The organism is Microcoleus sp. OTE_8_concoct_300, assembly GCF_031383065.1.
Classification (GTDB): Bacteria; Cyanobacteriota; Cyanobacteriia; order Cyanobacteriales; family Microcoleaceae; genus Microcoleus.
In genome coordinates this window covers 1-14,934 of sequence record NZ_JANMZH010000153.1, presented here as the reverse complement: position 1 = coordinate 14,934, position 14,934 = coordinate 1, and the positions used below count along the sequence as shown (strand labels likewise).

General features: G+C 43.8%; 15 protein-coding genes and 2 pseudogenes. 5 read left to right on the top strand and 12 right to left on the bottom strand.

The genetic code is table 11. The features are described from left to right. Positions 1-153: 153 nt before the first annotated feature. On the bottom strand, positions 154-648 hold the full coding sequence (locus ACUVJL_RS07540; protein ID WP_445245282.1) for a hypothetical protein: 495 nt from the start codon (positions 646-648) through the stop codon (positions 154-156). A 231-nt stretch (positions 649-879) separates the two neighbouring features. Between ACUVJL_RS07540 and ACUVJL_RS07535 the strand changes: the two genes are divergently transcribed. The 3 genes from ACUVJL_RS07535 (at position 880) to ACUVJL_RS07525 (ending at position 4,492) form a co-directional block, all read left to right on the top strand. Next, positions 880-2,040 carry a glycosyltransferase family 4 protein gene (locus tag ACUVJL_RS07535; RefSeq protein ID WP_445245284.1) on the top strand — a complete coding sequence of 387 codons (1,161 nt, stop codon included), beginning with the start codon at positions 880-882 and terminating at the stop codon, positions 2,038-2,040. A 380-nt stretch (positions 2,041-2,420) separates the two neighbouring features. Continuing rightward, a complete protein-coding gene (locus ACUVJL_RS07530) occupies positions 2,421-3,563 on the top strand; it encodes a glycosyltransferase (RefSeq protein ID WP_445245281.1) in 1,143 nt (380 codons plus the stop codon). A 686-nt stretch (positions 3,564-4,249) separates the two neighbouring features. Then, positions 4,250-4,492: a hypothetical protein gene (locus ACUVJL_RS07525; RefSeq protein WP_445245280.1), complete on the top strand. Its 243-nt coding sequence runs from the start codon at positions 4,250-4,252 to the stop codon at positions 4,490-4,492. 50 nt (positions 4,493-4,542) lie between these two features. Here ACUVJL_RS07525 and ACUVJL_RS07520 read toward each other — a convergent pair whose 3' ends face one another. Next, the gene (locus ACUVJL_RS07520) at positions 4,543-5,013 is read right to left on the bottom strand and encodes an ATP-binding protein (protein ID WP_445245279.1); all 471 of its coding nucleotides are present in this window, start codon (positions 5,011-5,013) and stop codon (positions 4,543-4,545) included. Between the two features lie 87 nt (positions 5,014-5,100). Further along, positions 5,101-6,374: pseudogene (gene iscB, locus ACUVJL_RS07515) on the bottom strand (RNA-guided endonuclease IscB). Between the two features lie 920 nt (positions 6,375-7,294). Here iscB and ACUVJL_RS07510 point away from each other — a divergent pair. After that, on the top strand, positions 7,295-8,431 hold the full coding sequence (locus tag ACUVJL_RS07510; RefSeq protein ID WP_445245278.1) for a PP2C family protein-serine/threonine phosphatase: 1,137 nt from the start codon (positions 7,295-7,297) through the stop codon (positions 8,429-8,431). Between the two features lie 56 nt (positions 8,432-8,487). Here the strand turns inward: ACUVJL_RS07510 and ACUVJL_RS07505 are convergent, their stop codons facing one another. From ACUVJL_RS07505 to ACUVJL_RS07490, 4 genes are all read right to left on the bottom strand, one after another. Continuing rightward, positions 8,488-8,814 (bottom strand): STAS domain-containing protein, encoded by a 327-nt coding sequence (locus tag ACUVJL_RS07505; protein WP_332960788.1) that lies wholly within the window; start codon positions 8,812-8,814, stop codon positions 8,488-8,490. 240 nt (positions 8,815-9,054) lie between these two features. Then, positions 9,055-9,759, bottom strand: a complete 705-nt coding sequence (locus ACUVJL_RS07500; RefSeq protein WP_445245283.1) for a helix-turn-helix domain-containing protein — start codon at positions 9,757-9,759, stop codon at positions 9,055-9,057. 78 nt (positions 9,760-9,837) lie between these two features. Beyond that, entirely contained in the window at positions 9,838-10,389 is a 552-nt protein-coding gene (gene dps, locus ACUVJL_RS07495; protein WP_445245277.1) for a DNA starvation/stationary phase protection protein Dps, read from the bottom strand. Positions 10,390-10,486: 97 nt separating this feature from the next. After that, entirely contained in the window at positions 10,487-10,747 is a 261-nt protein-coding gene (locus tag ACUVJL_RS07490) for a ParB N-terminal domain-containing protein (RefSeq protein ID WP_190733544.1), read from the bottom strand. 63 nt (positions 10,748-10,810) lie between these two features. Here ACUVJL_RS07490 and ACUVJL_RS07485 point away from each other — a divergent pair, with 63 nt between their 5' ends. Then, positions 10,811-10,942, top strand: coding sequence for a hypothetical protein (locus tag ACUVJL_RS07485; protein WP_445245276.1), 132 nt, complete (start codon positions 10,811-10,813; stop codon positions 10,940-10,942). A gap of 123 nt (positions 10,943-11,065) precedes the next feature. Here the strand turns inward: ACUVJL_RS07485 and ACUVJL_RS07480 are convergent, their stop codons facing one another. The 5 genes and pseudogenes from ACUVJL_RS07480 to ACUVJL_RS07460 all read right to left on the bottom strand — a co-directional run. Further along, positions 11,066-11,932 carry a DUF3800 domain-containing protein gene (locus ACUVJL_RS07480; RefSeq protein WP_445245275.1) on the bottom strand — a complete coding sequence of 289 codons (867 nt, stop codon included), beginning with the start codon at positions 11,930-11,932 and terminating at the stop codon, positions 11,066-11,068. A 416-nt stretch (positions 11,933-12,348) separates the two neighbouring features. Further along, entirely contained in the window at positions 12,349-13,368 is a 1,020-nt protein-coding gene (locus ACUVJL_RS07475) for an IS4 family transposase (RefSeq protein ID WP_445245274.1), read from the bottom strand. A gap of 20 nt (positions 13,369-13,388) precedes the next feature. Further along, on the bottom strand, positions 13,389-14,285 hold the full coding sequence (locus tag ACUVJL_RS07470; protein WP_445245273.1) for a hypothetical protein: 897 nt from the start codon (positions 14,283-14,285) through the stop codon (positions 13,389-13,391). Positions 14,286-14,586: 301 nt separating this feature from the next. Beyond that, positions 14,587-14,703: a hypothetical protein gene (locus ACUVJL_RS07465; protein WP_445245272.1), complete on the bottom strand. Its 117-nt coding sequence runs from the start codon at positions 14,701-14,703 to the stop codon at positions 14,587-14,589. Positions 14,704-14,721: 18 nt separating this feature from the next. Continuing rightward, positions 14,722-14,934: pseudogene (locus ACUVJL_RS07460) on the bottom strand (hypothetical protein); the annotation flags it as partial.

The following is a 14,934-nucleotide window of genomic DNA, read 5'->3' as shown; positions in this document are numbered from 1 at the left end:
TGGCGCGATCCTGTGCCGCAACGAGTATCAATCAAGTCAGAGAAGGCTTCAACAATTGCAAGTTGGGTCATTACTCAAAACAATTTGAAGGAATATAGCTTCAGCTTATCACCCTTCTCTCAAGAATGAAATAGCCCTGATTCTTATTGTACCTCATAACACCCGGAAGTGCTGTAACTTAGGGGTTCCTGAGATATCGTAAATCAGCACTTGTTGACGGGGGCTATTGTCTGCAACCAACAGTCTGTCTTGATTGTCAATGGCTAGGGCTGTAGGGTCTACAACCTCGGTAATTTGCTTGGACAATAAAGTTCCTGTCTTGGAATAGGGCAGAATCTTCGGAGGCTTACTAGCGTCTTTCCCTTGCAGAATCCATAAGTTACTTTGATTATCTACAGCTATTTGTTTGGGGCGATCGCTTGACCAACTCCGTAAAGGGTTTAAAGTTACAGACAGTGAAGTTATAGACAGTACAGTTACAGTAGAGATTCTGACTCCTGCGATCGCAGGAGATCGGAAACTCATCCTGCAATGTTGGCGATCGTTATTGATCGGCTTCAAAGGATTGAGGAAGTGATTCATTTTTGGGATGAATAACTGCTGTTTTTGCCATAATTTGTTTACTAGCAACAGGAATCGATTCTTCATAATCTCACCGATCAATATAGCTATAGTCACGATGTCTCAGTTATTGTAAATTTAACTGATTCGCCTTTGAACCCCCCTAAGTCCGAAGCGGACTATAGCGCCGGGATCAAAGGTGGCAAACCGGAGGGACGAAAGTCTAAGTTGGGGAATTCCCCCGTGATGTTAGAAGCCTGCACTATACTCGTTTCGAGTATAGTGCAGGTAGTTCACTGTATATTTGCAAACAACCAAGTGGAAAACTACAGAAGTAACCCTGCTACAGTAGCAAACATTCTTTGCGTCGGGATCGGATGGTTTCCGAAAACACCGGGAGGTCTGGATCGATATATGTATGAGCTAACACATCAGCTAGCAGCCAGTCAAGATCGAGTTGAATTGTGTGGAGTTGGTCTACCAGAAACTCAGCCTAACTCTCTCGTAAAACTCACTAATTTAGCTGAACCAGAACATCAACTATGGAAACGGCTTTGGCTAATTCGCTCCAATTTTTTGCACCGAAAATCTGCCAAACCTGATGCAATTAATCTGCATTTTGCACTCTATAGTTTTCCTCTTTTGCAGGTTTTACCTAGGGAGGTTCCTGTTACCTTTTCCTTTCACGGGCCTTGGGCTTTGGAAAGTAAGCAAGAGGGTTCTGGTAAACTGAGCGTTTTTTTGAAGCACTGGATCGAAGAAATAGTCTATCGTCGTTGCGATCGATTTATCGTCCTGAGCAAAGCATTTGGTGGGATTTTACATGAAGAATATCAAGTTCCTTGGAGCAAAATTCACGTAATTCCCGGCGGTGTCGATCTTTCGCGATTTCAAATTAACCGATCGCGCCCTGAAGCCCGCACGCAGATCGACTGGCCTGAAAATCGCCGGATTCTCTTTACAGCGCGTCGCTTAGTGCATCGAGTTGGACTCGATAAGCTGTTAATCGCTATAGCGATGATTAAACCTCAAATTCCTGATATCTGGTTGGCGATCGCTGGAAAAGGGCCACTACAAGCGATTCTTGAGCAGCAAGCAACAGATTTGGGACTCAATGACAACGTTAAATTTCTCGGCTTTTTGCCAGATGACCAACTACCTATAGCTTACCAAGCCGCCGACCTAAGTGTGATGCCGAGCCAATCTTTAGAAGGGTTTGGATTATCCGTGCTAGAATCCCTCGCCTGTGGGACTCCAGCGTTATGTACTCCTGTGGGTGGAATGCCAGAAATTTTAGAGCCGTTTTCACCAAATTTGATTACTCCTTCTTGTGAGGCAACAGCTATTGCGGAGCGATTGGAACAACTGCTAATTGGAAAAGTACCCATGCCTTCTAGAGAAGCGTGTCAGGAATATGCTGCTAATAATTTTGATTGGCAAACAATCGCGCAAAAAGTTAGAAAAGTGTTGTTAGCCTGAGGCTCAAAACAATTAGAAGAGGACTTATCCCTATGCTTGTCCTTATCAGGAAATTTAAGGGTTTTGCGAGGATACAGCCTACGCAAGAGCGAGGTTTCACCTCAGTTTGACAAACATAGGGATTACGCACAGACTCTACTTTAGGATTTACGCAACTGGCACAGGAGCATCGACTTATAGGGTGCGCCAGATTTTCATTATGAATGGATTATGTAGGGCTTGGTGAGAGTAGAGTACCTTACTAATTGTGACACTTACGCCCAGGACTGTACTTGTAGAGTTGTTTGCACACCGCACCTTACCACTACAGATAGTTTCCACCTTAAAAAATTGCGTAAGTCCTGTAGAATAGATGGAAAAGTTTTTAGGTAAAAAAACGGATGAAAATACTATTTCTCGACCAGAGCGGTAAGCCTGGTGGCGCAGAACTTTGCCTAATAGATATTGCCAAACCCTATCGAGATAGCTGTCTAGTTGGCTTATTTGTAGATGGTTCTTTTAGGCAATTACTAGAGCAACAGCAAATTCCCGTTGAGGTGTTAGCCACTGAAGCAATAAAAGTTCGTAAAGAAAGCAGCTTGACCCAGAGTTTAAGTAGTGTAACCGCGCTAGTGCCTTTGATTGCTAAAGTTGTTCAAAAAGCTCGTCAATACGATTTGGTCTACGCCAACACGCAAAAAGCTTTAGTGGTGGGTGCATTAGCTAGCTTTTTGAGTCGTCGCCCTATCGTGTATCATTTGCATGACATTTTATCTACAGACCATTTCAGCCCAACCAACTTAAAAGTAGCTGTAACTTTGGCTAATCGCTTTGCATCATTGGTTATTGCTAACTCCAAAGCAAGTCAGGCTGCTTTCCTAGAAGCAGGAGGACGCTCGGACATAATCGATGTCGTCTACAATGGCTTTGAGCCTAAAGTCTATCAGAGCGATCGCTCTAAAATTAGCCAACTCAAGACACAGCTAGAACTTGAGGGGCAATTTATCGTAGGTCATTTCAGCCGATTGTCACCTTGGAAAGGTCAACATATTTTAATTGAAGCACTTACCTACTGTCCCAAAAATGTTACAGCTATTTTAGTGGGTGATGCGCTCTTTGGTGAGCAGGATTATGTCCAGCAATTACACAAACAAGTAGCAGAATTAGGACTTGAAAATCGAGTTAAGTTTTTAGGATTTCGTTCAGATATTCCGCAGTTAATGGCAATTTGTGATTTAGTTGCACATACCTCAACCGCACCCGAACCTTTTGGCAGAGTTATTGTCGAGGCTATGCTGTGTGGTAGACCTATAGTTGCGGCTCAATCGGGAGGTGCTATGGAATTAATAGAACCGGGCATCAATGGCTTTTTGGTTCCTCCCGGCAAGCCAGACCAACTCGCAGAAGTTATTAATACCTGTCATAACCAACCTGAGTATACGATCGCGATCGCCCAATCGGCCTACTATATGGCTAGTCGGCGTTTTCACCAGACCAATATCGATCAGCAGATTGCGGATTTGCTGGGTCGAACATTTACCTGACTTGTCCCAATACAGCATATTCCATTTATATGGGGCCCACTATATTCAGTAGATAAGCGCAAAAAAGGAAACGTTATTCGATCGAGACGAGTGAAAAAAGAGTTAAAGCATATCAACAAGGTGATACATCTATTTTGAAAGTAGCTGCCCGATTTGATATGAGTCAAGCCTTTGTCCAGAAACTCTTGAAACAAAAACAAATGACTGGTCATGTTCAACAAAAAAAAACTTTCTTGTTAGCCTTAAAAGTGTATTACATTCGCGCACAACTCAATTGACCGAGATGGTGGAAAAATATCCTGATAGTACATGAGTCAAAATATTGTGAATATGGTTTTTCTTAGCCACAAGCAGTCTATCAGCTAAGGGTATGATGTGTCGCTCCAGGTAAAAAAACTTGCATCGGAGCGAAAAAAAAGACAATAGGTCGCAGTCAGTCTGCCACCGAACAAGTGCAAATTTTGAGGTGTTCCTTATGGAGAGCCGGTGAAAAAAATCTACCCGGACAACCTCATTTTTTTCTATAAAATGGGCGTTTTATTGGGGTTGAAACTGGCTCATGCACTTCGCATTCTGGTAAAATACTCTAGGATTTAAAACCATTTTATCGGGTGCAAAAGTAACAGTTATCGGAGCAATTAGCTTAAATAAAGTAGTAGGATTAAAGCCACTAAATGGAGCGATGGATGGCAAGGCATTTTCCGTTTTTGTTGAACACTTTTTATTACCAAACTTATGGGATGGTGCAAGTGTTGTGGTATCAGGTTAGCCATACAGATTTGATTCAACAAAAAGGAATCTATACCACACTTTGGCAACAAGTTAATGGGGAAATACCGATGCTATGGGAATTGCCAGTATTTAGGGAAGCAGTCAAATCTAAATATAATAAACTGCTACGCAGCTTAACAGTCACGCAGGCTTCTTAGGGAAGGGTTGAGGAGCTACCCTCAACCCTTACCCGCTAAAAATATTAGTGTTATTTTAGATCGTTGAGACAGGGAGAATAATTTTTGACGATCAACAAACAGTTCCGTCCATCAGCCGTTCTCTCGTAACTAATACTGTCTCCGATGTCTTTGATCAATTTTAGGCCCCGCCCCCCTGGAGAGTCAATATCGTCTTGTTCCGACATATCTTTGATTTTTTGCTCTAAATCAAAGGGTTCGCCCCAATCCCAAATTCTCATCTCTAAAGATTCCGCGAACACCGCGACCTCAATTTCCACCGGCCAATCCGACGGTTTGCCCTTGTGGGCGTGACGAACCGCATTCGTAAAGCTCTCAGCCAAAACCAACTGACACCGTATCCACACACTTGTAGGAATTCGCGAGTCATACAATTGTGAAAACCACGACAAAACCCAGCTTAATCCACTCAGACCTGTATTGACTTGAAGATCCGCTTTTTTGAGCATTGGCAACTTTTCGGAATTTTTTAATTCAATCACCAGAACCTCCGGGAAGTCTGGATGCCCTCTCTCTTTATATGAGGGAGGAATTCCGGCGCGAGCGGTTTTAACCGCCGTCGATATCTCCTAAAACGCATAGGAGTAACCATCCTTTTGATGAATTGGCGTACAAAATCTGTGGCTAATGCCGGATACCCTGCCGAGTCGCGTGGCAAGATCAAAACGGCCTGTTTTACGACGCAGTACACGCCAACGTATTCACCTACTTTCTTGCCATTCGTAACAACAGAACTGGCGATATCGTCGGTTCTGAAACCCAAGTGAATCTGGTTGTGTTCGCGGTGACGACTAGGGAATCGATATCGGTCTGTACCGCACATTTGACGGCTTCCCCCTCCAGTAGCCTTAATGCGTAATAGTTGCTGGGTTACTAGCTTAATGGTTTCTATTTCTCCAACACAAGCGGCATCAATCCAGTGTTGTTGGGGTAGCTTAACCCTTGTCGGGTTATATTGGGTTTGTCCTCCCGTCCCTGTAGTTATGGGTAGGATATTTTTCCAAGTCCGAAACACCGCGTAACCGGTGGAATTAACTGCGCCAGCGTCTTTTAGCTGTTGTTTAGCTTGCTGAAGAATCTTCTCTAATCTTGCAGGGTCTTTTGTGAGAAACTCTTTAACCGGCTTAGTCCTTTTCTTGATGTTACACCGTTCACAACTAAGAGTTAAGTTGCTGACTCGCTTGCTAGCACCCTTAGACCTTGGGTGAATATGTTCAACTTGGAGTGGTAAGCCTTCAGAGTCGCCGTAAGAACATTTACGCCCCCACTTTTCCACCAAATACTCCCTGACTTCGTAACCCGCGAGTTCACCTTGTTGGTACTCTACACCGTTAACCTCTGGGTTTTGGAGTTTTTGAGTATCGAACTTGACCCATTCCATCGCTATCTGAGTAATAGGTGCATAACGGCAAAGCCGTTTTACCCAAGTCTCAATCGTGAGGACACGATGTATTAACGATGGAGGTAGCCATCCAGTAGGACGTTTACGGTTATCAAAACGGGATTGACGATACCGAGTCTTAGGATTAGGATGAGTCCGGCGCAATAATCGTCTAGATTCAAGAGCATTTTTGATTGGCCATTCTCTATGTTCCCACTGGGCTGCCCAGATGACGTTTTCTCCATCCAAAATTGCAAGGCCCGTCAATTTGCTGCCGGGGTCAAGCTTGATAATTAATGGTTTAGGAGATGGGTTGCCCACCACGTGTTTCAAAATGATGGTAAAGGGGTACATTCTGAACACAGCAGCTTTTTGTTTGGTCAGCAATTCCCTTGCTCGTGCTGGGGGTATTGGATTAAGAGACTGTTTATTTTGATCGATCACAAATACGTAGTTTTGCATTGCTGCTTACTCCTTGCGGGTAAAGTTTGCTTCGACTTTGTTTAGGACCGGTAACTATCCAAACGACACTGGTTTAACCCATAAGCCTGTTTAATCGTTCGGTTCCAGTGTTCAAGACTAGCAAGCATCCTGAAGTGGGTCTTTAACTCTTGCCCTAAATGGATAGTGTGGTCAGCTAGGGCAAAGACGTTAGTCGCCTGAAGCCCCATGTCTAGTGACGGGGTTGCTGACGCCCTTGCCACTGAAGTTTTCCATCAGTCTCGGACAAAATAAAACAAGGAAAATTTGAATTGGAATTTGAGGATACTAGCTTTTGCTGCTAGTTTTTCAAGGTCAAATCCACTAATTGGTTTTTTACGATACCATAAATAGCACTTCCCTGTCAACCCGCGCCTGTAGAAAATAAAAGTATATAAAAATTTATATTCTGAGTATAAACTGAGTGAAGTTCGATCGCGCCCAAATTTCCATCAAATTTCAAGGTAAATTGAACTCAACGACCCGCTGTCAAAAGCAATTACCTCGAAAGCGATGTCAATAGACTATACTCTATCTCAGACCAGCGCGCTGACAGGATATATTTTTAACTATCAGCCGGTTCGTCCAAGGCGTGTATTTAGAGGGGAGTTAAACGAGGCGCTGGCGCCTTACTTACCCCGAATCCACGCCTCTTGATGATGAAAGGCGTGGCAGTCCTCTTTGTTGGCTCGCGAACTAATTATATTTCGGGAGCATCCTGATTTTCAATGTACTTTCTGGCACGTTGAAACAGTAATGAAGAAAGTGGCGGTGGTTCTACGTCACTCTAAAAAGCCCTGCCCTCGAGGGAAAAAGAAGCCTGCGTTCTAACGGTACGAGTTGACCGTCAGGTTTGTTCACTGACCCCCAGACCTTGAAAGACTTGTAGTACCTGAGTGCCCATGTTTCAAATTCTGGTTATTGACGATGATACGGCTGTTCAAGAACTGCTGAGAAGAACCCTGAAAAAACAGGGTTACGAAGTGACAGTAGCAAGTAATGGCGAAGACGGTGTAGCCCAAGCGCAAAAATTGCGTCCGGCCTTGATAATTTGCGATTGGATCATGCCGCGCTTGACCGGCATAGATGTCTGCCGTCGAGTTAAGGCAGATCCCGAGCTGTCAACAACACAATTCTTTTTGTTGACTTCTTTGGGTTCGATCGCCGATCGAGTCAAAGGGCTCGACGCCGGTGCCGACGATTTTATCTCAAAGCCGATCGAACTCAACGAGTTACAGGCGAGAGTACGCGCCGGATTGCGACTGCACCAACTCAGCCGAGATTTAAAAATTGCCAAGCAAAGTCTGGAAGCAGAGTTAGCCGAGGCGGCCGAGTACGTGCAATCGCTGCTGCCTGATCCGATGACGGAACCTATCAGCATCGAGGCAAAATTCATTCCTTCCCGGCAGTTGGGGGGAGATTGCTTCGACTACAACTGGCTAGATGCCGATTATTTGGCGATTTACTTGCTAGACGTAGCCGGTCACGGTTTGCGGGCGGCGCTGCCTTCTGTGGCAGTGCTGAATTTGCTGCGATCGCGCACACTCCCCAACATTGACTATTACAAACCCAGCGACGTTTTGCGGTCCCTCAATACCACCTTCCAGATGAGCTACCAAAATGACAAGTATTTCACCATCTGGTATGGCGTTTACAACCGCATTTCTCGCCAGCTCGTTTATGCCAGCGCCGGCCATCCACCGGCGGTGTTGATTTCCCAGTCCCCTGCGAGCACTGCTAAAATCCAGCGATTAAAAACCCCCGGAATGCCGGTCGGGATGTTCCCCGACGCCCCCTATGTCGATAATTGCTGCGATGTCGAGGATTTGAGCACTCTCTACATCTTTAGCGACGGGGTATACGAGATCCACCAACCTGACGGCAATATCTGGGGGCTTGACCCTTTCATCGACCTGTTAGCAGCTTACAACGGTGCAAGTGCCGACCAGTTAGAGCTAGTTTTGAACTACATTCAAAACTTGAACGCTAAAGCAGTTTTTGATGATGATTGGTCTTTACTCAAGGTAAACTTTGGCTAGCTGACTTCTTGCAGCGCATCTGCGACCAAATAGCAAGAAGGCAGCAGCCAAAAGATTTAGTTACTTGAGAGAATTTTGCTATTAAAAGCATCGCGGGTCGCAAATATCTCGAAAACTCGATCCATGCTGGTGAGTTCAAATAAGATGCGGATTTGCTCGTTGATAGAACAGACAACTAATTGACTCCCAGCGGCCCGGACTGTTTTGAGCGCCAAGACTAAAGCGCCCAAACCAGAACTATCCATAAATGTCACATCTTGGAAGTCTATCAATACCACATCGGCTCCCGCTTCCACTAGGTCGCTAATCTCTTGGCGGAATTGACTTGCCTTGGTGCCGTCTAAAATGCCAGAGGGCTGAATAATTTTAACTACAGGACTCATATTTTGCGGTGGGAATGTCAGAATTTCTAGCCAGACTAGGCTAGTATAGCTGCGAGATGGACTCCGATCCAAATAACAGAGGGGGAAAGTGTCAGAGCCGCTCGAGCGGGAAAAGAGTTTTGAGTGTAAGAGATGGTGATCGTCGCGCCTCGCAACGCCCAGGAGAGTCGCAGCGCAACGCATGGAGTGAATTTTGAGAGAGGGACAATCTTTGTTCTGCCGAATGCCTTCTGCTATTAATCAAACACGGCTAACTTTGGCGCGGTAGAGGAGTTTGTCGCCTTGTCTGTAGCCAGTGTAGCGGACTTTGACGGGTTCTCCGGGCTGGGCTTTTCCTTCCAGGAGTTGGTGTTGTTGAGGGTTGTAGGGAATCTCTGCTCCGACAGGGGCGATAGACTCCACTCCCCAATGCTCCAATAACTGCTCGACGGGCCGCAGCAAGGGCAGTAGTTTCTGAGCCCGCAAGTTGTGATTTTCCTGAGCTTTGCTCGCAGCAGTCGGCCACTGCAACATCCAAGATTCTAAAATTTGCACGCTAGAAAGCTGGAATTCCTCCATCAAAGATTCTCGCTGCTGTTCGATCGAAGCTTGCAGGCGCTGATATTCTTGTTCTAGGGCTGTCGGTGGTGCCTTTTCTAACTCTACATAATCTGGGGTCAAGGTTGCGAGCAGTTCGGTTAAGGAAATTTGTAAAGCTTGACTGATCTTGAGCAGGATGTCGGCTCGGGTTTGCAAAGCTAAGCCGCGACGCAGGCGGCTTAGCTGGATCTCGGAAACTCCTGCTTTTTGGCTGAGTTCTCGATCGCCCGAAAGCCCCGCCTGTTGAATCAGGCGTTGCAGTTGAGGAGCATAATCTGGAATATTAGCTGCCACGAAAAATTCATCCAAATTAATAAATGGACATATTCTCGATCCTAAGCTGTCAGGAGCCTTAAGGAAATACATTTGTGGGGCGGGCTGTTGGGCCCGCCCCACAAAAGTTTGGCGATTTATGCCGATGCAAGTTCAATTTTTGAAAGTGTGCTATTTGGCGCCTACTTTTTCCGGCGCGGCGGCTTTTGCAGTTATCGCAGAGCCTTGCAAATGCGCTTCTAGGAACCACAAACGCTTGTCAATTGCCCGCGAAATTTCGGTGTAGAGATCCGCTGTATCGGCGTCGCCGAGTTCCGCTGCTTTGTCGATGGCGACTCGCAGGTGTTGGGCGTAGGGCGCGTAGCGATCGGCTAAAGCCGTCACGTATTCTTTGCCGTCTACAATGTCGAAAGGAAATTCTGGCAGGATCGAATCTGTGGCGGCTGCGCGGGCTGTTCCTACAGCCAAACCGCCCAAAGCTGTGACCCGTTCGGCAACCAAATCGATGTATTCTTCGAGTTCTGTTGCCATTTCGTCAAACAGCAAGTGCAACTGGTAAAAGTCCATGCCTTTAACGTTCCAGTGAGCTTGCTTGACTTGAGTTTTTAAGTCGAGAGTTGTTGCTAGCGTGGCGTTGAGCAGGCCGACTACTTGAGATCGGGTGGCGGCTGACATATCGATGCGGGTGGGGTAAAGATGTTGTTTGTGGTTGTTGGCTGTCATAGGTTTTTAGCTTGTTAGTAGTGATTGTCGATCGAATATATTAGAAAGCTTTGGGCGATCGAATGTTTGCCTGCGTGGTGAATTTCTCTTGAGAGGCTCAGGCTAGGTGCATCTGCAACACCGCACGGGGAGCTCGGCGTACTTTACAGCGGATAGTTTCTAAACCGAGACGCTGGCAAGCTTCGTAGCGGTGGCAGCCGGAAAATCCGTAATACTGACCATCTACTTCTAGCACATCGATGGGTTCGTTTAAACCTACCTCGCGGATGGATTCCATGAGGGCGGCTACTTTGGTTTGGTCGTTGACTCGCGGCAGGGGGCGGCGAATCTGGTTGAGGGGTATTTCTTCGATCCTCATGGCGTTGGTCTTTTTTGCTTCTTGTTAAATCATACTCGTAATGACTTCGTTTTAGCAAGAAAAATGTCAGGAAATTTTGAGATTGGCAGAACGGGGGCGTGCGATCGCCCGTTTGCTGTAGTGTCGGGGGATGGAGGGCGATCGGCTTTGGGTGGGAAAATCAGCATTAACAATTCCTTCCCATCACCTGGGTAGCTCAATTCATTGTCCGTGTCTTGACGTTTGAATGCTCTAAAGTTATAATTTTATTAGGCAAAGCCTAGGGGTAGTCGTTACGACTGCCGCATCATAACCGCTGAATAGGCGGTTTTGCTGTTTTTAGGATTTATCAAAGCAATAGAATTTAATACCTAATTGGGGTATCTGACTAGGCTCTAGGTCGCAGTCTACAAGTAATTTTTGTTCCCTCAAATATAAAAAAGCTCGATTATCAGGCTGGTCTTGGCTGCGCGCAACGGGATATAAACACAAGTCAGTTAGTTGCATTACTAGGTTATTTTTTGTTTTGCTATCTATACCGCGCAGCAGTCTCGAAAAATCCGTGTTAGATAATGGCGAGTATTCACTAGATCGGTTGGGATCGAAAGGATTGCCTTGCGATCGCAACCCATTAAAGTATTGCTTAAGTAGTCTGTCTTCTGTTTTACCTGCTGCTTCAAAATAGACCATCAGTGTACCGTTTCTGAGTGATGCGTATTTGGCTGCACGTTCCACTACAATTGAAAAGGCACTTTTCATCATTTCCCAAGTATTTTCGCCGTAGATTTCCAAGTAACGTTTTAGGTAGCCTTGGCGGGAGACGACACAAGCGTGAACAACGATGGGGCAACTGATAATAGTATTTGTCAAGTCTCCGATAAAACGCTCGTGCTCTAAATCCGAGAGTTTACCTAGCCAAGCAAAGCGTTTTTTTCGAGAGCGGATTTCATTGCCATGTAAGGGTGTGTTTTGAGGAATATTCCAGCGATTCTTGAAATCAACTAGAAGACTATTAATTATATCTTCGTTGCTCCTCTCAATCAAAACGCCACCCATTGCAAAAAAGGGAGAGGAGTCATCGGGACTCGGTTTGGGACTTCCAGACTCGTCAAGGTACAGAGCAAATTCTTTAGGTTTAGTTTCCAGCGTATTAATAGCAGATTCAACATTATTGGGAACTTTGGTGACGCGAAACTGGTTAACCATAATTTGCTTCTTGACACGATTATTATATTCTGGTTTAGGGGAATTTTTTCTATCCTTATTGCTGGCTTTTTTTCACTTGTTGTTAAATCATACTAGAAATGAATTTGACTTGATAACAAACCTGAGGAATTACGCAAAAAGCAGGTTTTACAAGGTATCTATGATGTTGGCAATAATTCGGTTGAAAGCAGTCTAATCAACTTGAATGATTAGATTTTAGATATGTTAAGAAAGTTGTCTGTCTCCCGCACAACTCTCAAACTGTTTCTCTATTGCTCATCTATCCAATTTGAACAAGAATCGCAAAACTTGTCTTGCCAAGGATAACCAGGTGTAAGTTCCTCACATCCAGAAGTGTTGAACGCTTATTGATAGGATTCTGAAAATAGACATACGAATCCTCTAAAATGCTGATTTCAGCAATTGAAAACAAGTTCCTTAAACCAGTGAATATAGCTGATTTTCTCACACATAAAAGCCTGTAAATATCGTAATTTGTCTAAGAGTTTATTTCCAATTTCATCAGGAACTTCAACTAACTGAAGCAACAAATAACAAATCAAACAGGCATAGATTTGGATCTTGATTCCATTAGTATTTTTAGTAATTATACGAGCCAATTTTAAATGCATTTTTAAGAATTTCCACAGCAATTCAATCTGCCATCGTCTGCGATAAATTTCTCCAATTTCTTCATTAGTGTATGCTAATTCTCCTGATTCAGGTAAATTAGTGACAAACCTAAATTCAGTTCGTGTTTCTAAATCTGAAAAAGTCACTAATCTTACTTGAACTTTTCGTTTGTCACTCCACACTTCATAAGTTCCATCCTCGTTCATGTTGATAGTAGAATTATTCTTAATTCGTAGTACAAAATATTGATTTTCTTGTTTCATTAATGCTTGAACGCGTTCAGAGCTAGAAAAACCTCTATCCATTACAGCGACTCCATTTTGAGGTGTGGCTGCTATAGTTTTATCTCCATGCTCACTGTCATGACCTTGGCCAAAATGAATGTGTACTCCATCAATTATTCCCCGTTCATTGTCCGTTCCCGCGAATAATTTTACTTGATGGTATTCCTGTTGCCATAGTAATTTACTTGTCAAGGTAACTATCGTTGAATCTAAAGGGAATAACCTGAGACAATCTTTGTTAATTAATTGACGTTTTATATCGGCTTGTAATCTTTCAAAGATTTTTACAAAAATATCAATATCTCTATGCTTACTAGCCTTAGAAAAAGTTGATATATCTAGGGAAATATCTCGACTGTTTAAACGGGAAAATAGGGAACGCATAGTATCCAGACTTTGGTCAAAACTAAACCCTAGCCAGCAGGAGACAAATGTGAAGCTATCTAAAACTGGATAATCATCTTTGGGTAAATGGGCGAGATACCGTTTGACAATTTTGGGGAAGTTAGAAAATAGCATTTCAGTTGATTATTAATAATTTATAACTCTGCAATTATACATTGTTGGGCTAATTTTAGCAATCTTTTCCTACCATTCAACACTTCTGCCTCACATCTCAAGCATTCTGTTAAAGGGTTACCACTACCACACTCTGGATTACTACATATGCCTATAAAATCCTTGTAGTATACGATCATCGTTTGCTCGTAGCAATCTGGGCAATTTCCCAAGAATTTATCTGCCCCATTGCTAGAGTAAGACTCTGTTTTTAACTCTTGCATAACTCGGTCTCTTGAGGTATTAAATTCTTCAATCCTACCCTGTATCTCCAAATCAAATTGGCTTTTACGCTCTCTCTGAGTTCTTTCCCAGACTGAATCTATTTGGTGTATTTTTTCCTGAAGTTCTAAGGCTTCCGGTGAGTTTTCAATACTTATGTCAAGTTCCTCAACAAGAAACTTATCAATCAACTCCAAAAACTTTGATAGATTCGACCACAGTTCGTACTTGTCAACCGAGATTGTGTAATGCTCAAATTTATTTCTCATATCTTGCACATCTCTAATTAACTTTTCATCTCGTTCGGAAAATACAAATCCCGGACCGGTTTTTAATTTTTTTAAGGCTTCCTTGAGAGCGACGGTATTAGGAGTTTTTCCTGAAGAAACCTTGTTTCTTATATCTTCTAAATTACCTTGGAAGATTAGTTCTGGCATATGACGATAAAGCCTTTCTTTAAGAAGTAGCAAAAAACCAGAAAAAAGATTCAGAACACCATACTTGTAACTACTCGTGCCAATATCAACCGCACTGGAATACTCTCTCATGACGTAATCATCATCAAAAAGCTCGTCTATGCCCTTGAGAATAAAATCTAGCCCATTATTTAACAAGCTTAGTTCAAGTTGGATATTTGATGATTCTGCATTGCTCATAGCAAAAGTTTAAGTCAAGTATAACGTTATCAATTTTAACTAGGGAAAATTTAGGTTGGCCAAAGCCCAACCATTATTAGGCTGAAAGTTTCCGCACCATACTCCAAATCATGTGGATAGGCGGAAACTTTTTGTATCACTCGTTATTAGACTAACATTTTTTATTGATTTATGCAAATTTTGGTGATTAGCCATAATTTCTTTCGTCTAACTCTGGAATTCCGACACTAAGCAGCGATCGCCCTAAAACAAGATCGATCGCCCATTAACAAAAAATCGCAGCATCTGCTACAGAATCATCTTAACTCAATGCCGCAATAATATTGACACTCCTACCCAAAATAGCGGTGTTAAAAAAGAACGACAGCACACAGTGAAAAAGCACGATATACCTCGTCGAACCAGAAGTGATCTGCACATCTGCAACGTCGGCAAGTCATGGCAATTCCAAAGGAGAAATATAAAAAATATTTGTAGTGACGTTCGTCGTCGCCCGGAAAATCCCAAACCCCGGCTGGAAGTAGCTGCCGTGCAGTTTGCTCCGCTTTCGGTAGTAGCTGCGGGCATACTGCATGGTGAAGATAGTAGACTTATTGCATAAATCTTCGATCGATCGGGAAACCGCAGATGCAACGCGGATAATTTCAAG